26 protein-coding genes are annotated in these 26,458 nt (G+C 72.6%); 11 read left to right on the plus strand and 15 right to left on the minus strand.

What is annotated here, in order from left to right; translation table 11 throughout:
* Positions 1 to 215: 215 nt before the first annotated feature.
* On the plus strand, positions 216 to 1,571 hold the full coding sequence (locus ACZ6JY_RS19920) for a peptidase C39 family protein (RefSeq protein WP_469197286.1): 1,356 nt from the start codon (positions 216 to 218) through the stop codon (positions 1,569 to 1,571).
* A gap of 62 nt (positions 1,572 to 1,633) precedes the next feature.
* Here ACZ6JY_RS19920 and ACZ6JY_RS19925 read toward each other — a convergent pair whose 3' ends face one another.
* The gene (locus ACZ6JY_RS19925) at positions 1,634 to 3,112 is read right to left on the minus strand and encodes a M1 family metallopeptidase (protein WP_469197287.1); all 1,479 of its coding nucleotides are present in this window, start codon (positions 3,110 to 3,112) and stop codon (positions 1,634 to 1,636) included.
* Between the two features lie 200 nt (positions 3,113 to 3,312).
* On the opposite strand from ACZ6JY_RS19925, the gene ACZ6JY_RS19930 reads away from it, so the two are divergent.
* Complete coding sequence (locus ACZ6JY_RS19930; RefSeq protein WP_469197288.1) at positions 3,313 to 3,459, plus strand: SCO1431 family membrane protein; 147 nt, start codon at positions 3,313 to 3,315, stop codon at positions 3,457 to 3,459.
* A gap of 111 nt (positions 3,460 to 3,570) precedes the next feature.
* Here ACZ6JY_RS19930 and ACZ6JY_RS19935 read toward each other — a convergent pair whose 3' ends face one another.
* A complete protein-coding gene (locus ACZ6JY_RS19935; RefSeq protein ID WP_469197289.1) occupies positions 3,571 to 4,815 on the minus strand; it encodes a glycoside hydrolase family 18 protein in 1,245 nt (414 codons plus the stop codon).
* Between the two features lie 373 nt (positions 4,816 to 5,188).
* Between ACZ6JY_RS19935 and ACZ6JY_RS19940 the strand changes: the two genes are divergently transcribed.
* Positions 5,189 to 6,361, plus strand: a complete 1,173-nt coding sequence (locus tag ACZ6JY_RS19940; RefSeq protein ID WP_469197290.1) for an acyl-CoA dehydrogenase family protein — start codon at positions 5,189 to 5,191, stop codon at positions 6,359 to 6,361.
* On the opposite strand, the gene ACZ6JY_RS19945 is transcribed toward ACZ6JY_RS19940, so the two are convergent.
* Positions 6,324 to 6,719 (minus strand): hypothetical protein, encoded by a 396-nt coding sequence (locus ACZ6JY_RS19945; protein ID WP_469197291.1) that lies wholly within the window; start codon positions 6,717 to 6,719, stop codon positions 6,324 to 6,326. The genes ACZ6JY_RS19940 and ACZ6JY_RS19945 overlap by 38 nt on opposite strands.
* Positions 6,720 to 6,856: 137 nt before the next feature.
* A complete protein-coding gene (locus ACZ6JY_RS19950) occupies positions 6,857 to 7,285 on the minus strand; it encodes a hypothetical protein (protein WP_469197292.1) in 429 nt (142 codons plus the stop codon).
* Between the two features lie 259 nt (positions 7,286 to 7,544).
* On the opposite strand from ACZ6JY_RS19950, the gene ACZ6JY_RS19955 reads away from it, so the two are divergent.
* The 4 genes from ACZ6JY_RS19955 (at position 7,545) to fxsA (ending at position 11,655) form a co-directional block, all read left to right on the plus strand.
* The gene (locus tag ACZ6JY_RS19955) at positions 7,545 to 7,985 is read left to right on the plus strand and encodes an Lrp/AsnC family transcriptional regulator (RefSeq protein ID WP_469197293.1); all 441 of its coding nucleotides are present in this window, start codon (positions 7,545 to 7,547) and stop codon (positions 7,983 to 7,985) included.
* 63 nt (positions 7,986 to 8,048) lie between these two features.
* Positions 8,049 to 9,710 (plus strand): amidohydrolase, encoded by a 1,662-nt coding sequence (locus ACZ6JY_RS19960; RefSeq protein ID WP_469197294.1) that lies wholly within the window; start codon positions 8,049 to 8,051, stop codon positions 9,708 to 9,710.
* A gap of 492 nt (positions 9,711 to 10,202) precedes the next feature.
* Complete coding sequence (locus ACZ6JY_RS19965) at positions 10,203 to 10,994, plus strand: polyprenol monophosphomannose synthase (RefSeq protein WP_469197295.1); 792 nt, start codon at positions 10,203 to 10,205, stop codon at positions 10,992 to 10,994.
* 85 nt (positions 10,995 to 11,079) lie between these two features.
* Positions 11,080 to 11,655 carry an FxsA family membrane protein gene (fxsA, locus tag ACZ6JY_RS19970; RefSeq protein WP_469197296.1) on the plus strand — a complete coding sequence of 192 codons (576 nt, stop codon included), beginning with the start codon at positions 11,080 to 11,082 and terminating at the stop codon, positions 11,653 to 11,655.
* A 161-nt stretch (positions 11,656 to 11,816) separates the two neighbouring features.
* On the opposite strand, the gene ACZ6JY_RS19975 is transcribed toward fxsA, so the two are convergent.
* From ACZ6JY_RS19975 to yczE, 4 genes are all read right to left on the minus strand, one after another.
* Positions 11,817 to 12,191, minus strand: coding sequence for an RNA polymerase-binding protein RbpA (locus tag ACZ6JY_RS19975; protein ID WP_030360404.1), 375 nt, complete (start codon positions 12,189 to 12,191; stop codon positions 11,817 to 11,819).
* Between the two features lie 256 nt (positions 12,192 to 12,447).
* Entirely contained in the window at positions 12,448 to 13,794 is a 1,347-nt protein-coding gene (locus ACZ6JY_RS19980; RefSeq protein WP_469197297.1) for an MFS transporter, read from the minus strand.
* A 43-nt stretch (positions 13,795 to 13,837) separates the two neighbouring features.
* Positions 13,838 to 14,605 (minus strand): glycerophosphodiester phosphodiesterase, encoded by a 768-nt coding sequence (locus ACZ6JY_RS19985; RefSeq protein WP_469197298.1) that lies wholly within the window; start codon positions 14,603 to 14,605, stop codon positions 13,838 to 13,840.
* Positions 14,602 to 15,225, minus strand: a complete 624-nt coding sequence (gene yczE / locus ACZ6JY_RS19990) for a membrane protein YczE (protein WP_469197360.1) — start codon at positions 15,223 to 15,225, stop codon at positions 14,602 to 14,604. The genes ACZ6JY_RS19985 and yczE overlap by 4 nt, the downstream gene beginning before the upstream one ends.
* 206 nt (positions 15,226 to 15,431) lie before the next feature.
* Between yczE and ACZ6JY_RS19995 the strand changes: the two genes are divergently transcribed.
* Positions 15,432 to 16,931, plus strand: a complete 1,500-nt coding sequence (locus ACZ6JY_RS19995) for an SCO1417 family PLP biosynthesis transcription factor (RefSeq protein ID WP_469197299.1) — start codon at positions 15,432 to 15,434, stop codon at positions 16,929 to 16,931.
* A gap of 13 nt (positions 16,932 to 16,944) precedes the next feature.
* On the opposite strand, the gene ACZ6JY_RS20000 is transcribed toward ACZ6JY_RS19995, so the two are convergent.
* Complete coding sequence (locus ACZ6JY_RS20000) at positions 16,945 to 18,486, minus strand: hypothetical protein (RefSeq protein ID WP_469197300.1); 1,542 nt, start codon at positions 18,484 to 18,486, stop codon at positions 16,945 to 16,947.
* Between the two features lie 37 nt (positions 18,487 to 18,523).
* Complete coding sequence (locus ACZ6JY_RS20005; protein WP_062779671.1) at positions 18,524 to 18,718, minus strand: hypothetical protein; 195 nt, start codon at positions 18,716 to 18,718, stop codon at positions 18,524 to 18,526.
* 273 nt (positions 18,719 to 18,991) lie between these two features.
* Here ACZ6JY_RS20005 and ACZ6JY_RS20010 point away from each other — a divergent pair, with 273 nt between their 5' ends.
* Entirely contained in the window at positions 18,992 to 19,384 is a 393-nt protein-coding gene (locus ACZ6JY_RS20010; protein ID WP_469197301.1) for an ankyrin repeat domain-containing protein, read from the plus strand.
* A gap of 300 nt (positions 19,385 to 19,684) precedes the next feature.
* Entirely contained in the window at positions 19,685 to 21,103 is a 1,419-nt protein-coding gene (locus ACZ6JY_RS20015; RefSeq protein ID WP_469197302.1) for a HEAT repeat domain-containing protein, read from the plus strand.
* 48 nt (positions 21,104 to 21,151) lie between these two features.
* Here the strand turns inward: ACZ6JY_RS20015 and ACZ6JY_RS20020 are convergent, their stop codons facing one another.
* The 5 genes from ACZ6JY_RS20020 to ACZ6JY_RS20040 are packed head-to-tail and all read right to left on the minus strand — an operon-like array spanning position 21,152 to position 25,554.
* Positions 21,152 to 22,021 carry a 5-oxoprolinase subunit C family protein gene (locus tag ACZ6JY_RS20020; RefSeq protein ID WP_469197303.1) on the minus strand — a complete coding sequence of 290 codons (870 nt, stop codon included), beginning with the start codon at positions 22,019 to 22,021 and terminating at the stop codon, positions 21,152 to 21,154.
* Positions 22,018 to 22,644 carry a 5-oxoprolinase subunit B family protein gene (locus ACZ6JY_RS20025; protein ID WP_469197304.1) on the minus strand — a complete coding sequence of 209 codons (627 nt, stop codon included), beginning with the start codon at positions 22,642 to 22,644 and terminating at the stop codon, positions 22,018 to 22,020. The genes ACZ6JY_RS20020 and ACZ6JY_RS20025 overlap by 4 nt, the downstream gene beginning before the upstream one ends.
* Positions 22,641 to 23,405 (minus strand): LamB/YcsF family protein, encoded by a 765-nt coding sequence (locus ACZ6JY_RS20030; RefSeq protein WP_469197305.1) that lies wholly within the window; start codon positions 23,403 to 23,405, stop codon positions 22,641 to 22,643. The genes ACZ6JY_RS20025 and ACZ6JY_RS20030 overlap by 4 nt, the downstream gene beginning before the upstream one ends.
* A gap of 29 nt (positions 23,406 to 23,434) precedes the next feature.
* The gene (locus tag ACZ6JY_RS20035; RefSeq protein ID WP_469197306.1) at positions 23,435 to 24,238 is read right to left on the minus strand and encodes a putative hydro-lyase; all 804 of its coding nucleotides are present in this window, start codon (positions 24,236 to 24,238) and stop codon (positions 23,435 to 23,437) included.
* On the minus strand, positions 24,235 to 25,554 hold the full coding sequence (locus ACZ6JY_RS20040; RefSeq protein WP_469197361.1) for an MFS transporter: 1,320 nt from the start codon (positions 25,552 to 25,554) through the stop codon (positions 24,235 to 24,237). The genes ACZ6JY_RS20035 and ACZ6JY_RS20040 overlap by 4 nt, the downstream gene beginning before the upstream one ends.
* Positions 25,555 to 25,738: 184 nt before the next feature.
* On the opposite strand from ACZ6JY_RS20040, the gene ACZ6JY_RS20045 reads away from it, so the two are divergent.
* Positions 25,739 to 26,443: a GntR family transcriptional regulator gene (locus ACZ6JY_RS20045; RefSeq protein ID WP_469197307.1), complete on the plus strand. Its 705-nt coding sequence runs from the start codon at positions 25,739 to 25,741 to the stop codon at positions 26,441 to 26,443.
* Positions 26,444 to 26,458: the final 15 nt, after the last annotated feature.

Here is a 26,458-nt window from a genome sequence, read left to right on the forward strand (position 1 = left end):
GGAGGTGTTCCGCGCGCCGACGCAGGTCATGCCATTGGTTGAGGCCAATATAAGTGGGTGCGGCGGTGCCCGAAGCGCTGGCAGAAATCGGCGGGGAACGGCCATAGTTGGCCCACTTCCGTGCACCTGACCGAGCCTTTCCCGTCCCGCAGGAACCACGTCGACTGGGGGTCCCCTTGATGGACCGAGCTGACCGACCCGACCGAGCTGACGCCATGTCCCGCAGATCCGTCCTCGCCTCGGCCGCCGCCGTGGCCGCCCTCGCGGCGAGCGCGGGGCCCGCGCTCGCCGTCCCGGCCGCGGGGCCGGGGCAGCGCCGCCCGCGCGCCGACCGGCACGTGGACAACCGCTTCTGGACCACGGGCGCGGACTGGCGCACCGGCACCGCCGAGGGCACGGCCGTCACCGCGGAGGCCAGGCCCGGGCTGCGCGTCGGCAGGGCCGCGGGCCGCGCCGACTACGCGGACCCGCACACCGGCAGGACCGCCACCTGGGAGTACGCCCGGTGGACCTCGCCCGTGCACCGCTCCACCGTCCCCGCGACGGAGCTCATCGCCTCCTGGAACGCGGACACCCCCGCGGGCACCTGGCTCCAGACCGAGCTGCGGGGCACGTACCAGGACGGGACGAAGACGCCCTGGTACGTGATGGGCCGCTGGGCCTCGGGGGACGACAAGGAGAAGGACATCCGGCGGACCTCCGTCGACGACCAGACCGACGGCAAGTCCACGGTCTGGACGGACACGCTCTCGCTGAACGACGCGGCGGCCGGGCCGCGCGTCGTCTCCTACCGGCTGCGGCTCACGTTGTACCGCAGGCCGGGGGCGACCGTGACCCCCACGGTCTGGCGGGCCGGGGTGATGGCCTCCGCGGTGCCCGACCGCTTCACCGTCCCCGCCTCGAAGCCGGGGCTCGCCAAGGAGCTGAAGGTCCCGCGGTACTCGCAGGAGATCCACGCCGGGCAGTACCCCGAGTACGACAACGGCGGCGAGGCCTGGTGCAGCCCGACCTCCTCGCAGATGATCATCGAGTACTGGGGCCGCAAACCCGCGCCGGCCGACCTGGCCTGGGTCGACCCCTCCTACGCCGACCCGCAGGTGTGCCACGCGGCCCGCGCCACGTTCGACTACCAGTACGACGGCTGCGGCAACTGGCCCTTCAACGCGGCGTACGCGGCCACGTACAGGGACCTCCAGGGCGTCGTGACCCGCCTCGCCTCGCTCACCGAGCTGGAGACGCTGATCGCCGCGGGCATCCCGGCCATAACGTCCCAGTCCTTCCTCAGGGAGGAGCTGACCGGCGCCGGATACGGCACGGCGGGCCACCTGATGACCGTCATCGGCTTCACGGCCGGCGGCGACGTCATCGCCAACGACCCGGCGTCCCCCAGCAACCCCGCGGTGCGCCGCGTCTACAAGCGCCGCGAGTACGAGAACATCTGGCTGCGGACCAAGCGGTACAACGCCACGGGCAAGGTGGTGTCGGGCACCGGCGGCGTCTGCTACCTGTACTTCCCGGTGAAGCTGAGCGCGGCGCAGAAGAAGGCGCTGGCGGCCGTCGGCGTCAAGTGACCGGGTGACCCGGTGACCGGTCGGGGGCGCGGGCCCTGGCGTCCGCACCCCCGGCCCCGCACTCACGTCACCGGGTCGACCACCCAGTCGGGGTGCCCCGGCATCGGCGGGGTCTTCGAGCCGTACAGCCACGGGTGGAGGAAGCCTTCGAGGTCCTCGCCCGCGACCTTCGACGCCAGGCCGACGAACTGCCGTGTGCTCGCCGCGCGGCCCTTGAATCCGCTGACCCAGGCGCGCTCGATCCTCTGGAACGTGGCCTCGCCGACCTTCTCGCGCAGCGCGTACAGGACGAGCGCGGAGCCGTCGTACCGCATGCGCTTGAAGAGGTTGGGCTCGGTCGGCTCCGCGGGGGCGCCGAAGTCCTTGCGCCACTGGTCGTGTGCCGCGTAGGCGGTCTTCATCGCGGCCTCGAAGCTGTCCCCGCCGTTGGCCTCGGAGTACAGCCGCTCGTAGAACCGGGCGTGTCCCTCGCTCACCCAGAGGTCGGACCAGCTCTTGAGGGCCACGCTGTCGCCGAACCACTGGTGGGTCAGCTCGTGCACCATGTTCCGCTCGGCGTCGACCTTGGTGCCGAGCAGGTCCGCCTTGGGGACGAGCGACAGCGTCTGCGTCTCCAGGGCCACGCCGAGGTCGGTGTCGCCGACCAGGATGCCGTAGCGGTTGAAGGGATAGGGGCCGAGCCGCTCCTCCAGCCACTTCAGATGGTCGGGCGTGAGCGCGCGGTAGGCGGCCGTCGGCTCGACGAGGGCGTCCGGCACGACGTCCCGCAGCGGGAGACCGCCGGGCCCCTCGCTCTCGACCAGCTGGAACTTGCCCACGGCGAGCTGGACGAGCTGGGTGGAGAGCGCCTGCTCGGAGTCGTACGTCCAGCGCAGCCGGCCGCCGGGGGCCTGGGTGCGCGAGACCAGCTTGCCGTTGGCGACGGCCGTGCGGTCGCCCGGCGTGGTGATGCGGAAGGTGACCGGTGCCCGCTGACTGGGGTGGTCGTTGCCGGGGAAGATCAGCCGGGCGCCGTTGGGCTGCGGGTAGACGACCGTGCCGTCGGGCGTGGGAATCCAGCCGTAGTCCTCGATCGCGTCGTCGCGGTGCCGGGTCTGCGTCGGATCGGCGGTGTAGGTGACCTTGACGGTGAAGGAGCGGCCCTTGGGTATCGGGGACCCGGGCGTCACGGTCAGCTCGTCGCCGGCGCGGGAGGCGTCCGCCTTCGAGCCGTTCACCGTCACGGCGTGCAGGGTGTTGCCCGCGAAGTCCAGGTTGAAGCGCGAGAGTGCCTGGGTGGAGGTCGCCCTGATGGTCGTCGCCGCCTCGAACGGCGTCCTCGGGGCCTGCCAGTCGAAGTCCAGGTAGTAGCGGTCCACGCGGTAGCCGCCGTTCCCGTCCAGCGGGAACATCGGGTCACCGAGCCCCGGCGCGCCCGGCGACGGCTTCTGGGCGGGGGTCTGAGCGGCCTGCGAGACGGGTGCGGTGAGGGTGGCCGCCACGGCGACCGCGGCCGCGAGGGTGAGCCGCGCTCTGCGGTGGGACGTCCGGTACGTGCTCATCGGGAACCTCTCGGTCGGATGCTGCCCGGTCGGCGCGTCGTGTCTCATCTCTCGTCCGGGACGCGTCGTGTCCCGTCTTAGACGCACGGCACCCGTGCGCAGTTGTGGGGTGACCAAGCTCTCTCCCGCAACCTGCCGAGCGACTGGCAAGGTGGAGAGGTCCCGTGGGGGGAAGACCAGTCGAACGTCTGCGAGAGAACATGACCGCGACCTCTGCCACCGCCACCCGCGTGCGGGCCCGTACCGGCGGCCCCAAGGAAGACGGACCGAACCTGCTCGAACACCTCGCGGGCTGGGCGCTCGTCGTCGTCCTCGCGATGCTCGTCACGCAGGCCGGCCTGCTGTGACCGCCGTCACGCCCTGCGCGGCGGTGTGCGCGAGGCGATGACCGCGGCGCTCGCCGAAGGGGTGGGAGCCGGCGTGCGGCTCCCACCCCTTCGGCAATGTCGGACCACCGGTCAGTTGATGGCCTTGATCAGCTCACCGTTGGCCGTGTCGCCGCTGAGCTCCCAGAAGAACGTGCCGCCGAGGCCCTGCTGGTTCTTGTAGGTCATCTTCCCCGCGATGGTCGCCGGGGTGTCGTAGCTCCACCAGTTGTTGCCGCAGTGGGCGTACGCGGTCCCGCCGACCGTGCCGTTGGCCGGACACTTGGTCTTCAGCACCTTGTAGTCGTCGATGCCCTGCTCGTACTTGCCCGCCGCCGGGCCCGTGGCCGTGCCGCCGGGCGCCTTCTGTGTCACGCCCGTCCAGCCGCGGCCGTAGAAGCCGATGCCGAGCAGCAGCTTGTTCGAGGGGATGCCGAGGCCCTTGAGCTTCTTGATGGTGGCGTCGGAGTCGTAGCCGTCCTTCGGTATGCCGCTGTAGGACGTGAGCGGCGAGTGCGGGGCTGTCGGCCCCTTCGCGTCCCAGGCACCGAAGTAGTCGTACGTCATGGGGTTGTACCAGTCGACGTACTGGGCGGCGCCCGCGTAGTCGGCGGCGTCGAGCTTGCCGCCGGCCGAGGCGTCGGCCGGGATCGCCGCGGTCACGAGGTTGCCGCCGCCGAACTTCGAACGGACCGCCGACATCAGCTTCTTGTACGCGTCGCGCCCACTGGTGTCGCACGTCAGGCCGCAGGCGTTGGGGTACTCCCAGTCGATGTCGATGCCGTCGAAGACATCGGCCCACTTGGAGTTCTCGACCAGGTCGTAGCAGGACTTGGCGAACGCCTCGGGGTTCTTCGCGGCCTCGGTGAACCCGCCCGACCAGGTCCAGCCGCCGAACGACCAGAGGACCTTGAGGTTCGGGTGCTTCTTCTTCAGCTTGCGGAGCTGGTTGAAGTTGCCGCGCAGGGGCTGGTCCCAGGTGTCCGCGACGCCGTCCACCGACTGGTCGGCGGTGTAGGCCTTGTCGGTGGCCGCGTAGGCGTCGCCCATCGCGCACTTGCCGTCCTGGACGTTGCCGAAGGAGTAGTTGATGTGCGTCAGCTTGGCGGCGGAGCCGGACGTCTCGATGTTCTTGACGTGGTAGTTCCGGTCGTAGACGCCCCATTCGGTGAAGTAGCCGACGACCTTGGAGCCGGCGGCGGCCTTCTGCTGTGGGGCGGGGCTCTGTCCGGCGGTCGCGGTGCCCGCGCCGGCCAGCAGGCCCGCGCCGAGGACGGCACAACAGGCGGTGGCGACGAGGGCCCGGAAGCCCGGGCGGGAAGAGTGCGGTCTGAGCATCGTGTCTCCTCGTGGGGGAGGACCCTGCGTGGGGCGGACCCCTGCGCGAAGGGAGGGGGAAGTGGTGCTGTGGACCTTGGCATGAACGCGGTAAGACGTTCGGGGGAACAGTAGGAGGACTAGACCAGTGTGGTCAATGGTGCGTACCAATGCGGACGCTCTCAACGACCTTCGTGGCGATCTCGCATCTCTTTCGAGTAAGCGGTCGTTAACTAGTGACTGGCTGCCGCCGATCGGGCATACTCAACGCGCCACAGCCGCTGGTCAGCCGCTTCCGTGACCCGGAAGGAGACCCTGGCTCGGCATCGTTTCTCGGCGGCGCCGCCTCACCCTGCGCGGGCGTCCGTCGTAGCCCCACAGGGAGGAGAGCGACATGCCCGACCACGCCTTGCAGCCGGTGGAACGTCAGCTGCCCACGGACGAGGCCAGGGATCTGCTCTCGCTCGTCCGGGACATCGTCCAGCGCGAGATCGCGCCGAAGGCGGCCGAGGAAGAGGACGCGGGGCACTTCCCGCGCGAGGTCTTCACGCTGCTCTCCGAATCAGGCCTGCTCGGCCTCGCGTACGCCTCCGAGTTCGGCGGCGGCGACCAGCCGTACGAGGTCTACCTCCAGGTCCTCGAAGAGCTCGCGGCGGCCCGTCTGACGGTCGGCCTCGGCGTCAGCGTCCACTCCCTCTCCTGCCACGCCCTCGCCGGGTACGGCACCAAGGAGCAGCAGGCCGCGCACCTGCCCGCGATGCTCGGCGGCGGCCTCCTCGGCGCGTACTGCCTCTCCGAGCCCGCATCGGGCTCCGACGCCGCCTCGCTGCGCACCAAGGCGGTGCGCGAGGGCGACGACTGGGTCATCACCGGCACCAAGGCCTGGATCACGCACGGCGGTGTCGCCGACTTCTACACCGTCCTCGCCCGCACCGGCGGCGAGGGCGCCCGCGGCGTCACGGCCTTCCTGGTGCCGGGCGACGCCGAGGGGCTCTCGGCCGCGGTGCCCGAGAGGAAGATGGGCATGAAGGGCTCGCCCACCGCCCAGATCCACTTCGACGGCGTACGCGTGCCCGACTCCCGGCGCCTCGGCGACGAGGGCCAGGGCTTCGCGATCGCGCTCTCCGCGCTGGACTCGGGGCGGCTCGGCATCGCGGCCTGCGCGATCGGCGTGGCCCAGGCGGCGCTCGACGAGGCGCTCTCGTACGCCACGGAGCGGCAGCAGTTCGGCCGGCCGATCGCGGACTTCCAGGGGCTCCGCTTCATGCTCGCGGACATGGCGACGCAGATCGAGGCGGGCCGGGCGCTCTATCTGGCCGCGGCGCGGCTGCGGGACGCGGGCCGGCCGTTCTCCAAGCAGGCGGCGATGGCGAAGCTGCTCTGCACGGACGCCGCGATGAAGGTGACGACCGACGCCGTGCAGGTCCTCGGCGGGTACGGCTACACCGCGGACTTCCCCGTCGAGCGTTTCATGCGCGAGGCGAAGGTGCTCCAGATCGTCGAGGGCACCAATCAGATCCAGCGCATGGTCATCGCGCGTCACCTCGCGGGTCCGGACTCCCGCTGAACGGACCGCGCGGCACCGGCGGCGCCACGAGCATGCACCACTCCGGGTCGTGGCGCCCGGGCAGGGTCCGGCCGCGGTCGGCCCAGATCCGGATCAGGGCGCGGTAGATCGGCGGGTCCTGGACGGCCGGGGGCGGCTGATGGGCGGTGAGCTGCGCCTGCGGGTACATGGCCTGGTACGTCTGCTGCGGCTGAGGCTGGCGGGGCTGCCAGGACTGCTGCGGCAGCTCGGCCTGCGAAGGCTGCGGGGCCCGCTGGGTCCTCCGGGAAACCGATTCTGCGGAGGCGGGCACCGTCACCAGGGTGCGCCGCCTGCGACCGGCGGGGAAGTGCGTCGGACCACTGTCCGTAGAGGTCATGCCAGGCCAACGCCTGTGGCTGCCCCAAGGTCACCGGCGCGCGGAATCGGGCGTCAGTTCACGGAGGTCCGGCGCCCGCGAGGCAGCGGGCGCCCGTAAGGCGGCTCCTGGTGAGTCGGGTCGTACACCCGGGCGGCTCAGGCCGCGGGCCGGTCCTGCCGCGGCACGTGGAAGGGGCGCGAACCCGGCCCGCCCACGTGGGAGAAGGGCTGCGTCCGCCAGTCGAGTCCCTGAGGGAGCGTCAACAGCAGTGCGGTGTCCTGCTCCTGAGCCTCCATCGTCTCGTCGGCGGGCTCGGCGTCGGCCGCGTCGCGCCCGGTGCCCGCACAGACCGTGAGCCCGAACGGATTCCACGGAGTGGGGCACAGCGCGTGCTCCGGCAGGACGTCCTCGTCGGCCAGGAGCGCGATCGGCTGCCCGCAGTCGGGGCAGTTCACGCGGTACATCTCGAAGGTGTCGTACGCGTCGAGAAGGGCGTCGGCCGGTTCGACGCCCTCCGGCTCGGGCTCGACGGCCGGCTGCTGCTTCGCGCGGGCGGATCGGGCGGGACGCTTCAGATTCTGCATGGAACTCTCCCCCTTGGGTGGGCCGACAAGGCGCTGCGGCCTCGACCACAGCAAGCACTTCCCGTCCCGTCGTAGGGGTAATCGTGACATCTCCCGGGACCCCGCCGAAGAGGTGTGGCCTTCATCACATGCCAGGGGAAGTTGCCTGGCCGGAGGCGTCCCGGTGGCCACAAGGGGAACGCGGGCGCACGGGAATCCCGCACGCCCCTTCCCGCCGCTCGGGTATCCGGGGGGATCAAGAGCCCTGTAGGTTCACCGCATGGAGGAGCTGGACCAACAGATCGTGCAGCTGCTCGTCAAGGACGGGCGGATGAGCTACACCGACCTGGGCAAGGCCACGGGCCTGTCCACGTCGGCCGTGCACCAGCGGGTGCGCCGCCTGGAACAGCGAGGCGTGATCCGCGGCTATGCCGCGGTCGTCGACGCCGAGGCCGTCGGGCTGCCCCTGACCGCCTTCATCTCGGTGAAGCCGTTCGACCCCAGCGCCCCCGACGACATCGCCGAACGCCTCGCGGGCGTCCCGGAGATCGAGGCCTGCCACAGCGTCGCGGGCGACGAGAACTACATCCTCAAGGTGCGCGTCGCCACCCCGCTGGAGCTGGAGCACCTGCTCGGCAGGTTGCGCGCGCTCGCCGGCGTCTCCACGCGCACGACCGTCGTGCTCTCCACGCCCTACGAGGCCCGCCCGCCGCAGTTCTGACCCGGCACGCCCGGCGGGCGACCCCGGCGTCCCGCCCCCGCGCGCAGGGGCGAGACTGGTCCCATGAGTGAGAGCACCGCCCCCGGGGGCGACCCGCAGGACCCCCAGGCCCCCCAGGACCACCGCACCGTGCTGCTGCGCGGCGGCGACGTCCACAGCCCCGCCGACCCGTTCGCCACCGCGATGGTCGTCGAACGCGGACATGTCGCCTGGGTCGGCTCCGAGGGCGCGGCGGACGCCTTCGCGAGTGGCGTCGACGACGTGGTCGATCTCGAAGGTGCCCTGGTCACCCCGGCGTTCACGGACGCCCACGTGCACACCACGGCCACCGGCCTCGCACTGACGGGACTGGACCTCTCGGGAGCCCGTTCGCTGGACGACGCACTCGTGTCCGTACGCGAACACACCGCCGCGAGGCCGCACGACAAGGTCCTGCTCGGCCACGGCTGGGACGCCGCCCGCTGGCCCGGCGGACGCCCGCCCACGCGCGCGGAGCTCGACGAGGCCACCGGCGGCCGGCCGCTCTACCTCTCCCGCATCGACGTCCACTCGGCGGTCGCCACCACCGCCCTGCTCGACCTGGTGCCCGGCATCACCGGGCGGCCCGGTTTCCACCCGGACGCCCCGCTGACCGCCGACGCCCACCACGGGGTGCGGGCCGCCGCCCTCGCCGCCGTCACGCCGGCCCAGCGCGAGGAGGCCCAGCGCGTCGCCCTGCGGCACGCCGCCTCCCTAGGCATCGGCTCCGTGCACGAGTGCGCGGGGCCCGAGATCTCCGACGAGGACGACTTCACCGGGCTGCTGCGGCTCGCCGCGCGGGAGGCCGGGCCGCGCGTCATCGGCTACTGGGCCGAACACGGCGCGGAAGGCGTGGCACGCGCGCGTGAGCTGGGCGCGGCCGGCGCCGCGGGCGATCTCTTCGTGGACGGCGCCCTCGGCTCGCACACCGCCTGCCTGCACGAGCCCTACGCCGACGGCGGCCACACCGGCACGGCCCACCTGGACGCCGCCGCCGTCGCGGCCCACGTCGTGGCGTGCACCGAGGCGGGCCTCCAGGCGGGCTTCCACGCCATCGGGGACGCCGCTGTGGGCTCGGTGGCCGACGGCATGCGCCAGGCCGCCGAGAAGGTCGGCCCGGCCCGCGTACGGGGCGCCAGGCACCGCGTGGAGCACGCCGAGATGCTCACGCCGGAAACGATCGCCGCCTTCGCCGAATTCGGCCTCACCGCGTCCGTGCAGCCCGCCTTCGACGCCCTGTGGGGCGGCGAGGACGGCATGTACGCCCGGCGCCTCGGCGCCGAGCGGGCGCGCACCCTCAACCCGTTCGCGGCCCTGCTGCGCGCGGGCGTGCCCCTGGCCTTCGGCTCCGACAGCCCGGTGACGCCGCTCGACCCCTGGGGCACGGTCCGCGCGGCCGCCTTCCACCGCACGCCCGAGCACCGCGTCTCGGTGCGCGCCGCGTTCACCGCCCACACCCGGGGCGGCTGGCGGGCGTCCGGCCGCGACGACGCGGGCGTCCTGGTGCCCGGCGCGCCCGCGGACTACGCCGTGTGGCGCACCGCCGATCTGGTGGTCCAGGCCCCGGACGACCGGGTCGCCCGCTGGTCCACCGACCCGCGCTCGGGCACCCCCGGCCTGCCCGACCTGTCACCGGGGGCGGAACTCCCCGTCTGCCTGCGCACGGTGGTGGCCGGTCGAACGGTCTACGTGCGGCCACAAGAGTGATGTCACGGCGGTGCGCGGCGCCGGTCCCGGCCGGGCGTGGCTCCGTACGACCTGGGAATCCCGGGCGCTGACCTGGCGGTCCGTGACGGCACCGCAGTTCACGGGGCTATTGACAGGAAGCCGTCGCGGGCCGGTAGGTTCGGCCGGGTCCACCACAGGACGTCCGACCGGCGAACCTCCACGCGGTCGTCGAACGCCGCTGGGTCACGGGCGGTGTGCCGCACCGGCGCACCACCACCGGGAGCCAGGTCCAGCGCCCGCGACGCGGAGGAGAGGGAACGTCACAGCCGGCCGGCAGGTGGAACTCGGGTGGGGCCCGGACGCTCAGTAGACAACGGCACTCGGTCGATCCGCAGCCAGCGGGTCCCAGGCCGGCCCGAAGGGCGCCGGGCCCCGATCCGCACGTCCTGCCCGCCCCGACCCCCGTGCGGACGCTGCGGCGCAGGCCGCGGCCACTATGGTGGTCCTCTGCGTACGAACGAAGGGGCAGTAGTGAACGACGGCGGTCGGGTCTCCGAAGCGGGGGACCAGGGGAGGCAGTTCGGCTCGCTCGGCACGGCCTTGGTGATCATTCCGACCTACGACGAGGCGGAGAACATCAAGTCCATCGTCGGCCGGGTCCGGGCCGCGGTCCCGGACGCGCACGTCCTGGTGGCCGACGACAACAGCCCCGACGGCACCGGCAAGATCGCCGATGAGCTCGCGGCCGACGACGACCACGTGCACGTGCTGCACCGCAAGGGCAAGGAAGGGCTCGGTGCCGCCTATCTGGCGGGCTTCCGCTGGGGCCTGGAGAACGACTACGGCGTCGTCATCGAGATGGACGCGGACGGCTCCCACCAGCCCGAGGAGCTGCCGCGCCTGCTGACCGCGCTCAAGGGCGCCGACCTCGTGCTCGGCTCGCGCTGGGTGCCCGGCGGCCGGGTCGTCAACTGGCCCAAGCACCGGGAGCTCATCTCGCGGGGCGGCAGCACGTACTCCCGCCTCCTGCTCGACGTGCCCATCCGCGACGTCACGGGCGGCTACCGCGCCTTCCGCCGCGAGACCCTCGAAGGCCTCGGCCTGGGCGAGGTCGAGTCGCAGGGCTACTGCTTCCAGGTCGACCTCGCGCGCCGCGCCGTCAAGGCGGGTTACCACGTCGTCGAGGTGCCCATCACCTTCGTCGAGCGGGAGCTCGGCGACAGCAAGATGAGCCAGAACATCGTGGTCGAGGCGCTGTGGCGGGTCACGGCCTGGGGCGTCGGGGAGCGCGTGGGCCGGGTCATCGGCCGCAAGCAGCCCTGATCCCGGCGGGCGGAGCCGCCCGCGCCCGCACTTCTTGATCATCCCCCTTATCCCGGCCTGAGGCCGCTCCAGGCACACTGGGAGCATGACGAATGGCGCACCGCCTCCCATCCGCCCTGACAGACCCCGGCGCTCCGGGCCGCTGAGGTACCTGCCGCTCGGCGTCGCCGCGTGGCTGGTCCTGGAGATCTGGCTGCTCACCGTCGTGGCGGGCGCCACGAGCGGGCTCGTGGTCTTCCTGCTCCTTGTCGGCGGCCTGCTGCTCGGCTCCGCGGTGATCAAGCGGGCGGGGCGCAGGGCGTTCCGCAAGCTCCAGGAGGCGGTGCAACAGCAGCAGAGCGGCATGGCTCCGACCGAGGAGCGCCGGGGCGGTGGCGGCGCCCTGACGATGCTGGGCGGCCTGCTGATCATTCTGCCGGGGCTGATCTCGGACGCCCTGGGGCTGATCCTGCTGGTGCCGCCGGTCCAGAAGGCGCTGGGGCGGTATGCGGAGCGCACCCTTGAGCGCAAGGTCCGCGAGGCGACGCCCGGCGGTTTCGGGGACGCCTTCCAGCAGGCCCGGATGCACCGCCCCGACGGCAAGGTCGTCCCCGGTGAGGTCATCAAGGACGACGAGCCGCCGCGCGGGCCGCGCCCGGACGACCCGCAGCTCCCGCGCTGAGGCGTTTCGCTTCCCGGAGGCACGCGAAGCCGCTTCCGGGAGGCACGCGGAAGTCCGCTTCCCGGAGGCACGCGAAAGAGGTCCGGGGCCACTGCTGAGCAGTGGCCCCGGACCTCTTTGGTGCGCTTGATGCGTGGTGCGGTTGTGCGCCGGGTCCGTTGTCAGGCGGACTTGCGGCTGTCCCGCGGATGCACCGCGATGTTCATGGCGCCGGACCGGAGAACCGCGAGACGCTCCTCCAGGACCTCCTCGAGTTCTTCTCGAGTACGCCGCTCCATGAGCATGTCCCAGTGCGTACGCGCCGGCTTGCCCTTCTTCTCCTCAGGTCCGTCGCCGTCCACCAGGAGTGCCTGGGCCCCGCAGACCTTGCACTCCCACTCCGGCGGGATCTCCGCCTCGACCGAGAACGGCATCTCGAAACGATGTCCGTTCTGGCATGCGTACTCCACGGCCTGGCGCGGAGCCAGGTCGATGCCGCGGTCGGTCTCGTAGCTTGTCACCACGAGGCGCGTGCCGCGAAGAGCTCGCTCACTCATGAATCGTGCCTCCCGGGCTTGTCGCCCACAGGACAGGTGTCGCTGTCGTCGTCATCCGGTCAACGTCCGGTCGGCGGTAAAGATTCCCGTTAAGGGTCATGCGTCGCCGTCGTATGCCGCCCCTTGTTGTACCCACCAGTGCCCGGTTTGTCACCTCTGGCAGCAGATGTCACCCAGCGTTCTTGACACTTAAGCTCGCAGTAACGGTCCGCCTGGCAGGCCAAACGCGTACACTACCGGCCTTTGGCCTCAGTTGCTAAATCCGCTCGGGTACCGGGTTCCCCGCGTCGCGCACCGCACGCCGTACCGGCACCCTCGCGAGCAGGGCGAAACCCAGCAGGAAGAAGACCACGAGGGAGACGATCGCGTCCCGGTAGCTCCCCGTGAGCTGGTAGGTGAGCCCGAAGATCAGGGGCCCGAGCCAGGCCATGCCGCGGTCGCTGATCTCGTACGCGGAGAAGTACTCGGCCTCCTTGCCGCGCGGGACCAGGTGCGAGAAGAGCGAACGGGAGAGCGCCTGGGTGCCCCCGAGCACAAGTCCGATTCCGGCGGCCAGGACGAAGAACCAGACGGGCGCCCCCGCCGGCAGGAAATACCCGGCCCCGATCGTCACCGTCCAGGCGAGCAGGGAGCCGAGGATGGTTCTCTTGGCCCCGTGGGTCCGCGCGAGCCTGCCCATGGTGAGCGCCCCGGCGACCGCGAGGACCTGCACGAGCAGGACCGCGACGATCAGCGTGGACTGGCCGAGCCCCAGTTCCTCGGAGCCGTAGACGGACGCCTGCGAGATCACCGTCTGCACGCCGTCGTTGTAGACCAGGTAGGCCAGCAGGAACGCCAGCGTGTGGGGGTGGCGCCGCATGTCACGCACCGTCGACGCGAGCTGCCGAAGCCCCCCGGGCGCGGCGGACTCCGACGGCGCGGCCCGCCGGTCCCGCAGCCGCTTCAGGGGTACGAGGGTGAAGGCGCCCCACCACACGCCCGCCGCGGCCAGGCAGATGCGGACCGCCGTGCCCTCCGAGACGCCGAAGCTGTCGTGAGCCAGGAACAGCACCAGGTTCGCCACCAGGACGAGCGCGCCCGCGGCGTAGCCGAAGGCCCAGCCGCGCGAGGAGACCGCGTCCCGTTCGTGGGGGAGGGCGATCTGCGGAAGGTAGGAGTTGTAGAGCACCATCGAGACGGCGAGCGAGGCATTGGCGACGATCAGCAGGAAGCCGCCGAGTAGATAGCGGTCGCCGTCCAGGAAGAACATGCCCGTCGTCGCGGCGGCGCCCAGATAGGCGGCCACCGCGAGGAGCGGCTTCTTGCGGCCGCCGCGGTCGGCGGAAGCGGCCGCCATCGGCATCACGAAGACCGACACCAGCACGGACGCGGAGACGGTGTACGCGAAGAACGATCCGGCGCTGACCGGGATGCCCAGCGGATGGACGTACCCGTCGGGGCCGGCGGCCGCCTTGGCGATCTCCGTGAGATAGGGCCCGAGGAACACGGTCAGGACGCTCGTGGAGTAGACCGAGCAGGCCCAGTCGTACACGTACCAGCCCTGCTGCTCGCGCCGTCGTCCGGCGCTCTCGGCCGCCGCCTCCCGCACGGTGTCGGTGCTCACCCATGACCTCGCTGTTCCCCGTGGTGTGCCGCCCTTGTGGCGGTCAGACCCAGGTCCCCCGGTCCTTCAGCACCTCGCGCAGCGTCTCGATGTGATCGGAAACTATGCCATCCACGCCCAGGTCAAGAAGGGCGGCCATCCGCTCGGCGTCGTTCACCGTCCACACGTGCACCTGAAGCCCGCGCGCGTGGGCCGCGCGGACGAAGCGGCGGTCGACGACGCGGATCCCGGCGTGCGTCTCGGGCACCTGCGCGCAGACCGCCGAGCGGTGCGGGGCCACCGGGACGCCGTACGAGAGCAGGCGCAGCGCCGCCACGCCACGGGTGCCCAGCGAGGTGGCGAGGCGCGGGCCCGCGATGCGCCGGGCCCTGGCCACCCGGGCCTCGGAGAACGAGCCGACGCAGACGCGGTCCCAGCTGTCGGTGCGGCGGAGCAGCTCAAGGAGTGGCAGGAGCGCGGGCTCCGCCTTCACGTCCACGTTCCAGCGCACCTCCGGGAACGCTTCGAGCAGCTCCTCGAAGAGGGGCACCGGTTCATGGCCGGCCACGCGCGCGTGGCGCACCTCGCTCCAGGGCAGGTCGATGATGCGTCCCGCCGCGTCCGTCACGCGGTCCAGCGTCTCGTCGTGGAAGGCCACGAGGCGCCCGTCGGACGTGGCGTGCACATCGGTCTCGATGTAGCGGTAGCCCAGCTCGACCGCCCGCCGGAACGCGGCGGCGGTGTTCTCCAGGCCGTCCGCGGCGCCCCCGCGGTGGGCGAGGGCGAGCGGCCCCGGGTGATCGAGATAGGGATGGCGTACGCGCGAGGTCACGGCTGAAGTATCGCCTGCTCCGAAGGCCCTCCCGAGGCCGCCGCATGTCCGGCGGCCGGCGAGGGCAGGGCGAAGAGGCGCAGGAAGTACTGGGCGAGCGGGCCGATCGACAGGGCGTAGAGGACCGTGCCGACGCCGACGGTGCCGCCGAGCGCGAAGCCGGTGGCGACGACGGCCACCTCGATCGAGGTCCGGATCAGCCGGACCGAGCGGCCGGTGCGCGCGTGCAGGCCCGTCATGAGGCCGTCCCTCGGCCCGGGACCGAAGGCGGCGGAGATGTAGAGCCCGGTCGCCACTCCGTTGAGGAGGACTCCGGCGGCCAGCAGCGGGACGCGGACGGCGAGGGTGTGGGTGTCCGGCAGCAGCGCCAGGACGGCGTCCATCGCCACACCGCAGACGATGACGTTCGACACCGTGCCGAGGCCGGGCCGCTGGCGCAGCGGTATCCACAGGAGGAGCACGGCCGCGCCCACCACGATCGACACGATGCCGATGGAGTGGCCGGTCAGTTCCGACAGGCCCTGGTTGAGCACGTTCCACGGCTCGGGCCCGAAGCCCGCCTCGATCATCAGCCCGGAACTCACGCCGTACAGGACGAGGCCTCCGTAGAGCTGGATCAGCCGTCGGGGAAGGAGGGACCGCGGGTGCGGCGCGCTGCGGGGTCTCGGACCAGGCTTCGTACCGGGCCGCGTGCGGGGCTTCGTAGTGGACTTCCTACCGGACAAGGAAAGCTCCCCCTGTGGTGCTGGTGGCTGGACACGTGACACCCTGTGGCGTGGAAGCAGGCCGCAACCATGGCCAATTCGGGGAAGGTGGACCGGTCATCATGGCTCAGTGGACTTCGGCGATGGGCTCGACGCAGCTCGCCAGGCTCCTCGCCTCCCAGCAGGCCAGGCCGAGCGGCACGGGCACACGACGGCCGCCCGCCTACCGGGCCCTGGCCGACGGTATCCGACTGCTCGTCCTCGAAGGCCGCGTCCCGGTCGCCGCCCGCCTGCCCGCCGAGCGGGAGCTCGCCCTGGCCCTCGCCGTCAGCCGCACCACCGTCGCCGCCGCCTACGAGGCGCTGCGCACCGAGGGGTTCCTGGAGTCCCGCAGGGGAGCGGGGAGCTGGACGGCCGTCCCCGCAGGGAACCCGCTGCCCGCGCGCGGCCTCGAACCGCTGCCGCCCGAGGCGCTCGGCTCCATGATCGACCTGGGGTGCGCCGCGCTGCCCGCGCCCGAGCCCTGGCTCACCCGCGCCGTCCAGGGCGCCCTCGAAGCGCTGCCGCCGTACGCGCACACGCACGGCGACTACCCCGCCGGGCTGCCCGCGCTGCGCGAGATGCTCGCCGAGGGCTACACCGCGCGCGGGATCCCGACCATGCCCGAGCAGATCATGGTGACCACGGGCGCGATGGGCGCCATCGACGCCATCTGCCATCTCTTCGCCGGGCGCGGCGAACGTATCGCCGTCGAATCCCCCTCGTACGCCAACATCCTCCAGCTCATGCGCGAGGCCGGGGCGAGGCTCGTCCCCGTGGCCATGGCCGAGGGGCTGACCGGCTGGGACATGGACCGCTGGCGGCAGATCCTGCGCGACGCCGCGCCCCGGCTCGCGTACGTCGTCGCCGACTTCCACAACCCCACCGGCGCGCTCGCCGACGAGGACCAGCGCAGGCAGCTCGTCGAAGCCGCACGCTCGGCGGGCACGGTCCTCGTCGTCGACGAGACCATGAGCGAGCTCGGGCTCGACGCGGACCTGGACATGCCGCGCCCCGTCTGCGGGTTCGACCCGGCGGGCTCCACGGTCATCACCGTCGGCTCGGCGAGCAAGGCGTTCTGGGCGGGGATGCGCATCGGCTGGGTGCGGGCCGCCCCCGACGTGATCCGCAGCCTGGTGGCCGCCCGCGCCTACGCCGACCTCGGCACCCCCGTGCTCGAACAGCTCGCCGTGAACTGGCTCCTGAACACCGGCGGCTGGCAGTCCGCCGTCGGCCTGCGCAAGGACCAGGCCAGGGAGAACCGTGACGCGCTGGTCGCCGCCGTCCGCCGCGAGCTGCCCGACTGGGAGTTCGAGGTGCCGCGCGGCGGCCTGACGCTCTGGGTGCGCACCGGGGGGCTCTCCGGGTCACGCCTGGCCGAAGTGGGCGAGCGCGTCGGCGTGCGGGTGCCGTCGGGGCCGCGCTTCGGGGTCGACGGCGCCTTCGAGGGGTACGTACGACTGCCGTTCACCGTGGGCGGCGCGGTGGCCGAGGAGGCCGCGGTGCGGCTCGCCGCGGCGGCCCGCCTGGTGGAGAGCGGCGCAGGCGCCGGCACCCAGGCCACGCACTCCTTCGTCGCCTGACGCCCCGGGCGGCTCAGCCCTCCGCCGCGTGGGCGACCTCGGCCGGGGCGCTCCGCGGCGGGAGCAGTTCCATGACCGCCCAGCGGTGCGTCTCGCTCGTGGCGTCGTCGTAGGGGTCGGGCGTGGCGGGCACCTGGAGGCGGTGCACCGGTCCTGTGCCGAGCCGCGCGTAGCCCCTGCCCGGCGGGACGTCCGGGGTTGGGGTCGTGTGCGGTGGTGTGCCGAGTACTTCCGCGAGCTGGTACGGAACGGCGGGCCCGAGCACGACACGCGCGCGTGTGTGCTGCCGCACGGCGTCGCTCAGGGCGTCCAGGCAGTCGAGCTGTTCGGCCACCACGACCGTCACGTTGGCCGCCCTGCCGTGCCGCAGCGGGACGTGGAGCAGTGACTGCGGGTCGTCGCGGCCGTCGGCCGCGGCGAGGTGGCCGAGCGCGCTCGGGCGGTCGATCAGCAGCCACAGGGGGCGCTTGATGTCCTCGGGCTGGGGATGGCCCGCCTGCCGGGCGCGGTTGGCGGCGATGAGCCTGCGCTCGGTCTCGTGCGCCGCCCATTCGAGGCTCGCCCGCGCCCCGGCGAGGCCGCACTCGATGGCGAGCACTCCCTCGCGGCCCGCCAGGCACGCGTAGTCACCGGTGCCGCCGCCCTCGACGATCAGGACGTCGCCGTACTGGAGCGCCTGGAGGGCGATGGACCGCAGCAGCGTCGTGGCGCCGCTGCCCGGCCGGCCCGCGATCAGCAGATGGGGCTCGGTGGAGCGGATGCCCGTGCGCCACACGACGGGGGGCGCGTCGCGCGTGCCGTCGCCGTCGGCCACCGGGAGGGTGCGCTGCACGCCGGTCTCGTCGGTGAAGCCGAGGACGGTCTCGCCGGGGGCGGTGACGAAGCGCTGGGCCGCGATGTCGGTGGGCAGGGGCGCGAGGACGGTGACCGTCAGTTCGTTGGCCTCCTCGTCCCACGCGAAGTGGTACTCGCGTCCGCGCCCCGCCTTCGCGTGCAGCAGCGCCTCCACGCGCGCGCGGGACTCCAGGTCGCCGTCCGCGAAGTACGCGGGATAACGCACGCCGAGGCAGGAGACGCGGCCGGTGTCGTCGAAGTCGTACGAGATGAGGGCCGCTTCCCAGTCGCCGCCGTGGGCGTAGAGCGGGGCGGGGTCCTCGGGGACGGAGAAGTAGGGCACGAGCGCTTCGTAGAGGGACTGGAGCCGCTGCGCCTGCGCCTCGTCGGGGCCCTCCGGAACGGGTTCGGTGCGCTCGCGGCCCGCCCAGGCGGCCGCTCCCATCAGGCAGATGAGGGCCAGCATGCCCCCGAAGGGCACGAGGGCCACCACGAGGACCACGGAGGCGGCCATGAACAGCAGGGGCCCGCGCCTGTCCTTGGGCGTGTCCGACCACTTGCGCCGCCCGGCCCCGGCGAGGCGGCGCAGCCCACGGGTGATCGTGATCAGCGGGTGGAGGACGTCGGTGGCGCTGTCGGCGGCCGACCGTGCCATCTCCCGGCCGCGCGCGATGGACGCGGTGCCGTTGCTCAGAATGCGGGGGAGTGGGCGCCTGGCCACGTCTGTCTCCTGGAGGTGCGTACGGGGGGCGGGGCGGTCAGAACTTGATCCCGCCGAGAAGGCTCGCCAGGCTCGCGCCGCTGGCCTTGATGCTCGGCGCGAGGGCGGTGCCGGCGAGGTAGAAGCCGAAGAGGGCGCAGACCAGGGCGTGGGAGGCCTTGAGTCCGTCCTTGCGGAAGAAGAGGAAGACGATGATTCCGAGCAGCACGACACCTGAGATGGACAGGATCATGAGCGTTCTCCTGGTCGAGGGGACAGTCACCATGAGTTGTTCCAGGCTCACAGCATGTATCCATACGACAAAAGGTGCAAATGGGTGAAATCTTCACGATTTCGCTCGAACGGCGGAGGGCTCCAGGGCCACTCGTGAGCAGGTCAGGCCATCCGTGGCGGTGGTCATGGCCTCCGCATCGGCCGGACCGCGCCATGTGCCCGCGAGGGCAGTACCCTGTCGATTCACTCGTACGGCTGCACACGCAGCGCACCCAGAAAGGCGGACGCCCCCATGAGCGAAGCCCATGACCCCGAGGTCGTGGAGCTGGCGACCAAGATCTTTGATCTGGCACGCCAGGGCGACACCGCGGCGCTCGCGGCATACGTCGACGCCGGTGTCCCGGCGAACCTCACCAACGACAGCGGCGACACCCTGGTGATGCTCGCCGCCTACCACGGGCACGCCGAGGCCGTCCGGGCGCTCCTGGAGCGCGGCGGCGACGCCAACCGCTCCAACGACCGGGGACAGACGCCGCTCGCCGGGGCCGTCTTCAAGGGCGAGAACGAGGTGATCCGGGCTCTCCTCGACGGCGGCGCCGATCCGGCCGCGGGCACGCCGTCGGCGATCGACACCGCCAGGATGTTCGCGAAGACCGAGCTGATCGAGCTGTTCGGGGCCGCCTGAGCGGGTACCTGACCAGCAACGACGGGGGCGCAGGAAATGTGGTCGCGGCGGGCACGACCGCCGGGTCATCATGACGAAGTGATTCACGGACGCGACGGCGGGGCAGGTTCTGCCGCACCGCGTGGGCCGTGAGCGGCCCGCCCCCGGACCTCCCGTCCGGGACCCATGGGGCCACTGACGAGAGGCAGAGGAAAATGGTCTTCGACAAGCAAGAGACCGCGGGCGGCCCGACGTGTTGGCGCACGGCCAGGTAATGCGAGATTCCCGGTTGCGTCGACGCTTGATGTGAGGCTGTTTCCCATGTTCGATCCGGTCATAGCGCCCAGCGGTACGCTGCTCGGCCTGTTGCAGCGGGGCCGCGGCGACGGCACCCTGCACGCCCTCACGGCACCCCGGCACGAGGCGCTCGCCGCCATCGACCACTGCGTGCTGAACGATCCACGCCACGACTGGCAGGTGGAGAACCGTTCGCTGTACTACGCACGGCTCTACCTCGACCTGAACGGCGGGCTCGGCGAGATCGAGCGGCACCTCTTCGACGCCGAGGACGTCCTCGACACCGACGACTCACGGACCGGGCTCGCCCTGGCGGTCCTCGGCCACCTCGCCTCCTACGGCCGCGACGACGCCCTGGAACTCCTGCGCGGGTACGCGCGATCCGGGGCCAACTGGGCCTGGGCCCTCGACGAGCTCGCCCTGCGGGACGACGACGCGGGCCTGCGCGCCCTCGCCGCCCCCGTGCTCGCCAGGTTCCCCGCCGACGCGGAGGGCGAGGCCGAGCTGGCCGCCGTCGTCCGCGACGCCTACGAACCGCGCCCCTGGCGGCTCTGGGAAGAAGATCCGCGCCCCGACGTCGGTGCCCGCGTGCGAGCCGCGCGCGAGCAGGGCTCCTTCGACCGCTGGCAGCGCCAGATGCGGCCGTCCGGGCCGCGCCCCGGCTGGAGCGTCCAGGCCGTCTTCGACTGGGCCCAGGAGGGTCTGGAGCGCGGAGCCGTGCTGCACGTGCCGGCCGCCCGCTGCCTGTCCGCCGTCGCGGGGCCCGACGACAGGACCGAGATCATCGAGGCCGCCCGCGGCGGCTCCGACGGGGCCCGCGGCACCGCCCTGCGCTATCTGGCCGACGCCCAGGACCCGGCCGTCCTCGACCTCATCGAGTACGCCGTGGAGGACTCCTCCCGGGTCGTCGTGGACGCCGCCCTTGAGGCCTTCGAACGGATGCGGAGCGTCGCCGCCGTCGAGCGCGCCCGACGCTGGGCCTACCGGCCGGACGAACTCGGGGCCGCCGCCGGGCGCGTGCTCGCCTGCCGGGGCGGGGCACAGGACAGCAAGCCGGTCCTCGCCGCGCTGCGCGAGGCGGTCAGGGGCGAGGGCCCCGACGCGCCGACGCTGTGGAGCCTCGTCGACGGCGCGGGACGCCTCGGCATCGCCTGCGCGGCCCCCGTGCTGCGCCACGTCTACCGCGAGACCGCCTCATCCCACCTCCGCGGCCGCGCCGCCCGCGCGCTCGCCGCCACCGATCCCTCCTTCGCCGCCGGATTCGCCGTCGAGTGCCTCTGGGACTGCGAGGAGTCCACCCGCGAGGTCGCCGCGCGGCACGCCGAGACCGGTGACGCCCGCGTGGTCAACCGCCTCCGCAGGCTCGCCGCCGACCCCGCCGAGGAGGACGAGGTGCAGACCGCGGTCCGCAGCCGGATCGGCCCTGACGCTCCTGCGGTGTAGCCGGAAGTCCGCCGGAGCCACGGCCGCGGGGCCGTGGCTCCGGCGGGGTCAGCGGCGGCCGACGCGGACGAAGCGCACCGGCGTCCCCGGTGGCGCCTGGGCCGCCGCCGCCAGGTCCGCCTCGCGGACGACCGCGACGACCGGGTAGCCCCCGGTGGTGGGGTGGTCGGCGAGGAAGACGACGGGCCTGCCGTCGGGCGGCACCTGGACGGCGCCGAGGACCATGCCCTCGCTCGGCAGCTCGCCCCCGGCGGCGCGCTCCAGGGCGGGCCCCTCGGTGCGCAGGCCGATGCGGTTGCTCGCCGACGACACGCGGTACGCGCGCGTGGTCAGCGTGCGCAGCGCCGCCGCCGTGAACCAGTCCGACCGAGGCCCGAGCGTCACCGCGAGCACCAGCTCCTCGGGGGGCGCGGGCTGCGGAGCGGCGTCCACGCGTGCGTGCGTACCGCTCGGGTCGCCGAGCGGCAGTACGGCGCCCGTCGCGAGCGGCGGCGGGCCGAGCCCGGAGAGCAGATCCGTCGAGCGGCTGCCGAGCACGGGATCGGCTGCCACGCCCCCGTCGAACGCGACGTAGCTCCGTACTCCGGAGACGACGGACCCGACGTTCAGGAGCGCCCCGGCCGGCACCCGCAGCGGGGCTCCCCAGGCAGCGGGGCGGCCGTCCACGGTCACCGGGCAGGGGGCGCCGCCGACCGCGACCGTCACGGGGCGGCGGGGGCGCACGGCACAGCCGTCGAGGGTGGTCTCCAGGACGGCGGCCTCGGGGTCGTTGCCCACCAGGCGGTTCACCAGGCGCGCCGCGGGCGGGTCGAGGGCTCCCGAGCGGGGCACCCCGAGGTGGGCGTGGCCGGGGCGGCCGCGGTCCTGCACGGTGGTCAGGGCCCCGGGCCGCACGACGACGAAGGCACGGTCGGTCATGGGCCCTCCGGTGCGCCGACCGCGACGAAGCGGACGCGCACGCCGGGGGAGAGCAGGGCCGCGGGCACGCGCGCATGATCCCACAGCACGACGTCCGTCGAGCCGATCAGTTGCCAGCCGCCGGGCGAGGCGCGCGGGTAGACGCCCGTGTACGGCCCGGCGAGCGCGACGCTGCCGCGCGGGACGGTGGTGCGGGGCGTGGCCCGGCGGGGCACTTCGTAGCGCTCGGCGAGGCCGGTCAGATAGCCGAAGCCGGGCGCGAACCCGCAGAACGCGACGCGGAACTCGGCCGCCGAGTGGATGCGTGCCACCTCCGGCACGCCCACACCCCAGTGCGCCGCCACGTCGGCGAGGTCGGGGCCGTCGTAGCGCACCGGGATCTCCAGGACGGCGCCCTCGCGCGGGGGCAGCGGCGGGACCTCCCAGTGCGGCAGCTCGGCCCGGACGCGTGCGGGATCGTCGAGGCCGTCCAGGAGCACGGTCCGGGCCGCGGGAACGATCTCCCGCACCCGCAGGGCGCCCGTGGCCCTTCGGCGCAGCAGCTCGGCGTGGAGCGCCTGGGCCTCGGTACCGTCGGCCAGTTCGACCAGCAGGGCATGCTCGCCCACCGGCAGGGCCCTCATACGAAGGCCTCCACGCGGACGCCCGCCGACTCCAGGCGGGAGCGCACGCGCCGGGCCAGGTCCACGGCTCCCGGGGTGTCGCCGTGCAGGCACAGCGACCGCGCGCGGACCGCGATCTCGCGCCCCGAGAGCGAGGTGACGACGCCGGGCCCGGCCATGCCGAGGGAGCGTTCGACGACCGCGTCCGCGTCCGTGATCACCGCGCCCTCGCTGCCGCGCGGGACCAGGGTGCCCTCGTCGGTGTAGGCGCGGTCCGCGAACGCCTCGGTGACGACCGGGAGACCGGCCTCGTCCGCCGCCTCCAGGAGGCGCGAACCGGGCAGCCCCAGGAGGGGCATCGAGTCATTCGCGAGGAGGACGCCCTCGACGACCGCGCCCGCCTGGTCCTCGTCATGGACGACGCGGTTGTAGAGCGCGCCGTGCGGCTTGACGTACGACACGCGCGTGCCCGCCGCCCGCGCGAACACCTCCAGGGCGCCGATCTGGTACGCCACTTCGGCCGCGAGCTCGGCGGCCGGCACGTCCATCGCGCGCCGGCCGAAGCCCGCCAGGTCGCGGTAGGAGACCTGCGCCCCGATCCGTACTCCGCGCTCGGCGGCGCGCTCGCACACCCGGCGCATGGTGGCCGGGTCGCCCGCGTGGAAGCCGCAGGCCACGTTGGCGCTGGTGACGACGGACAGCAGCTCTTCGTCGTCGGTCAGGTGCCAGCGGCCGAAGCCCTCGCCGAGATCGGCGTTGAGGTCGATGGAGGGGGTGCTCATACGGGTAAGTCTCCTGTGGTTCTCATCGGTCACGCCACGCGGTACTGCGCGTCCCGGGCGTCGGTGACGAACATTCGGCCGGGCGCGTGCGTGATCGCGAAGGGTGGCTCGGACGCCATCACCGCGGCCTGCGGAGTCACCCCGCACGCCCAGAAGACCGGGATGTCGCCGGGCCGCAGGGCCACCGGGTCACCGAAGTCGGGCCGGTCCAGGTCGGCGATGCCGAGCCCCGTGGGGTCACCGCAGTGCACCGGGCTGCCGTGCACCGCGGGCATCAGGGAGCTCTCCCTGATGGCGTCGGCCAGGTGCTCGGGCGGCACGGGCCGCATGGAGACCACCATGGGGCCGTGCAGGCGCCCGGCGGGGCGGCAGGGGCGCTCGGTCACGTACATCGGGACGTTGCGGCCCTGCTCGATGTGGCGCAGGGGTACGCCCGCGTCGGCGAGCGCCCATTCGAAGGTGAAGCTGCACCCGATCAGGAACGACACCAGGTCGGCACGCCAGTGCTCGACGACGTCGGTGGGCTCGTCGGTGAGCTTCCCGTGCTCCCACACGCGGTAGCGCGGCAGATCCGTGCGCAGATCGGCGTCCGGGGCCAGGGGAGTGGTCCAGGAACCCGCGTCCGTGACGTCGAGCACGGGGCAGGGCTTCGGGTTCCGCTGGCAGAACAGCAGCGTCTCGTACGCCCAGTCGGCGGGGACGGAGATGAGGTTGGCCTGCGTGTACCCGGCCGCGCAGCCCGCGGTCGGCCGCGTCTCGCCCGCGCGGAAGGCCGCACGGGCCTCGGCGGCGCCGCGGTACTCGGGGGCCGTGGTGTGTGTCTGTCGCGTCACAGCAGTTCCCTTCCCCGTGTCTCCGGGAGTCCGAACAGCGCGACGACGGCGAGGCCGTAGCCGAGGGCGCCGAAGACCAGCGCGCCGCCGACGCCCCAGCTGTCGGCGAGGAAGCCGACCATGGTGGGGAACACGGCGCCGACCGCGCGGCCGGTGTTGTACGTGAAGCCCTGTCCTGTGCCGCGCACGGCGGCCGGGTACAGCTCGCTGAGGAACGAGCCGAAGCCGCTGAAGATCGCCGACATGCAGAAGCCCAGCGGGAAACCGAGCACCAGAAGAAGGCCGTTGGCCCCGTCGGGGATGTTCGTGTACGCCAGGATGCAGGCCGCGGAGAGGAAGGCGAAGAGCGTGATGTTCCGCTTCCTGCCGAGCTTGTCGGTGAGATAGCCGCCGGCCAGATAGCCGATGAAGGCGCCGGAGATCAGGAAGGCCAGATAGCCGCCGGTGCCGACGACGGTGAGACCGCGGTCGCTCTTCAGATACGTGGGCACCCAGGTGGCCAGCGTGTAGTAGCCGCCCTGCACGCCCGTGGACAGGAGCACCGCGAAGAGCGTGACGCGCAGCAGTCCCGGTTTGAAGATGGCCGTGAACGAGCCCTTGTCGGCGCTCTTGCGCCGCTCCTCGGCGGCCTCGGGCGCGTCCTGCACGTTGCGGCGCACGTAGATGATCAGGAGGGCGGGCAGCGCGCCCGTCCAGAACATCACGCGCCAGGCGAGGTCCTCGTCGAGGAACTGGAAGACCACGGTGTAGACGATCACTGCGAGTCCCCAGCCCACGGCCCAGGAGCTCTGGATCGCGCCGAGCGTGCGGCCGCGGTTCTTGGCGGAGGTGTACTCGGCGACGAGGACCGCGCCGACCGCCCACTCACCGCCGAAACCGAGTCCCTGAAGGGCCCGGAAGACCAGCAGCGTCTCGTAGTTGGGCGCGAAGCCGCAGGCCACGGTGAAGACGGCGTAGGTGATGACCGTGATCATCAGCGCCTTGACCCGGCCGATGCGGTCGGCCATGACGCCCGCGATGGCGCCGCCCACGGCGGAGACCACCAGGGTCACGGTGGTGATGAGCCCGGTCTGGCCGCTGTCGAGGCCGAAGTAGGCGGCGAGCGCCACCATGCTCAGCGGCAGCGTGAAGTAGTCGTAGGAGTCGAGGGCGTAGCCGCCGAACGCCCCGGCGAAGGCCCGGCGGCCGCGCGGACCGAGCGCGCGCAGCCAGCCGAAGGCGCCGCTGTCGTCGGGGCGTATGTCCTTTCCGGGGCCGGTGTCCTTCTCGGGGCCGATGTCGGCCGGGGCGGCCTTGACGGGAGGGGTCGTGCTCATGGGCACCTCGCAGATGAGGGACGGAGGGTGCTGGAGCGGGTCGAGCCGGAGCGGGTCGTACGCGAGCGGTTCGAGCGCGATGGACCCGCCGGGTGGTGAGCCGTGCCCGCCAAGGTAGAGGATCGTTGAACGATCCCTCAATACCCATGTTGTCTCGTTCTTGTATCTGCGATTGAATCCCGGCATGGCGGAGGCGATGACTGGAGTGCGCGGCCTGGCCGACGACCGTGCGCTCCTCGGGCGCACCAGCACGGCCGAGCGGGTGTCCGACATCCTCAGGAGCCGCATAGCCGAGGGGTACTTCCCGCCCGGCGCACGGCTCTCCGAGGACGCCATCGGCGGAGCACTCGGCGTCTCCCGCAACACGCTCCGCGAGGCCTTCCGGCTGCTCACGCACGAACGGCTCCTCGTCCACCAGCTCAACCGCGGCGTCTTCGTGCGGGTGCTCACGGTCGAGGACGTCGAGGACATCTACCGCACGCGCCGCCTCGTGGAGTGCGCGGTCGTCCGCGGACTCGGCGAGCCCCCGTACGCGCTGGACGGCGTCGCGGGCGCCGTCGCGGACGGTGTGGCCGCCGCCGCGGACGAGCGCTGGAAGGGCGTCTCCACCGCCAACATCCACTTCCACCGCGAGCTCGTGGCCCTCGCGGGCAGCGCGCGCACCGACGAGCTGATGCGCAGCGTCTTCGCCGAACTGCGCCTGGCCTTCCACGTCGTGGACGATCCGCGCCGCCTCCACGAGCCCTACCTCGAACGCAACCAGCAGATCCTCCGGACGCTGCGGGCGGGCAGCGCCGCACGGGCCGAACAGCTCCTGGCCGCCTACCTGGAGGACTCCCTCGCGGGCCTGGTCGAGGTGTACGGGCGACGGGTGGGCAGCATCGGCTGAGCGGCGACGGCGGTG

Source organism: Streptomyces sp. NPDC046335 (assembly GCF_055587985.1).

What these genes read in the sequence shown, in the direction of transcription:
- ACZ6JY_RS19920 (WP_469197286.1), top strand. Translation starts at nt 216, where the DNA reads ATGTCCCGCAGATCCGTCCTCGCCTCGGCCGCCGCCGTGGCCGCCCTC.
- ACZ6JY_RS19925 (WP_469197287.1), bottom strand. Translation starts at nt 3,112, where the DNA reads ATGAGCACGTACCGGACGTCCCACCGCAGAGCGCGGCTCACCCTCGCG.
- ACZ6JY_RS19930 (WP_469197288.1), top strand. Translation starts at nt 3,313, where the DNA reads ATGACCGCGACCTCTGCCACCGCCACCCGCGTGCGGGCCCGTACCGGC.
- ACZ6JY_RS19935 (WP_469197289.1), bottom strand. Translation starts at nt 4,815, where the DNA reads ATGCTCAGACCGCACTCTTCCCGCCCGGGCTTCCGGGCCCTCGTCGCC.
- ACZ6JY_RS19940 (WP_469197290.1), top strand. Translation starts at nt 5,189, where the DNA reads ATGCCCGACCACGCCTTGCAGCCGGTGGAACGTCAGCTGCCCACGGAC.
- ACZ6JY_RS19945 (WP_469197291.1), bottom strand. Translation starts at nt 6,719, where the DNA reads ATGACCTCTACGGACAGTGGTCCGACGCACTTCCCCGCCGGTCGCAGG.
- ACZ6JY_RS19950 (WP_469197292.1), bottom strand. Translation starts at nt 7,285, where the DNA reads ATGCAGAATCTGAAGCGTCCCGCCCGATCCGCCCGCGCGAAGCAGCAG.
- ACZ6JY_RS19955 (WP_469197293.1), top strand. Translation starts at nt 7,545, where the DNA reads ATGGAGGAGCTGGACCAACAGATCGTGCAGCTGCTCGTCAAGGACGGG.
- ACZ6JY_RS19960 (WP_469197294.1), top strand. Translation starts at nt 8,049, where the DNA reads ATGAGTGAGAGCACCGCCCCCGGGGGCGACCCGCAGGACCCCCAGGCC.
- fxsA (WP_469197296.1), top strand. Translation starts at nt 11,080, where the DNA reads ATGACGAATGGCGCACCGCCTCCCATCCGCCCTGACAGACCCCGGCGC.
- ACZ6JY_RS19975 (WP_030360404.1), bottom strand. Translation starts at nt 12,191, where the DNA reads ATGAGTGAGCGAGCTCTTCGCGGCACGCGCCTCGTGGTGACAAGCTAC.
- ACZ6JY_RS19995 (WP_469197299.1), top strand. Translation starts at nt 15,432, where the DNA reads ATGGCTCAGTGGACTTCGGCGATGGGCTCGACGCAGCTCGCCAGGCTC.
- ACZ6JY_RS20005 (WP_062779671.1), bottom strand. Translation starts at nt 18,718, where the DNA reads ATGATCCTGTCCATCTCAGGTGTCGTGCTGCTCGGAATCATCGTCTTC.
- ACZ6JY_RS20010 (WP_469197301.1), top strand. Translation starts at nt 18,992, where the DNA reads ATGAGCGAAGCCCATGACCCCGAGGTCGTGGAGCTGGCGACCAAGATC.
- ACZ6JY_RS20015 (WP_469197302.1), top strand. Translation starts at nt 19,685, where the DNA reads ATGTTCGATCCGGTCATAGCGCCCAGCGGTACGCTGCTCGGCCTGTTG.
- ACZ6JY_RS20020 (WP_469197303.1), bottom strand. Translation starts at nt 22,021, where the DNA reads ATGACCGACCGTGCCTTCGTCGTCGTGCGGCCCGGGGCCCTGACCACC.
- ACZ6JY_RS20025 (WP_469197304.1), bottom strand. Translation starts at nt 22,644, where the DNA reads ATGAGGGCCCTGCCGGTGGGCGAGCATGCCCTGCTGGTCGAACTGGCC.
- ACZ6JY_RS20030 (WP_469197305.1), bottom strand. Translation starts at nt 23,405, where the DNA reads ATGAGCACCCCCTCCATCGACCTCAACGCCGATCTCGGCGAGGGCTTC.
- ACZ6JY_RS20040 (WP_469197361.1), bottom strand. Translation starts at nt 25,554, where the DNA reads ATGAGCACGACCCCTCCCGTCAAGGCCGCCCCGGCCGACATCGGCCCC.
- ACZ6JY_RS20045 (WP_469197307.1), top strand. Translation starts at nt 25,739, where the DNA reads ATGGCGGAGGCGATGACTGGAGTGCGCGGCCTGGCCGACGACCGTGCG.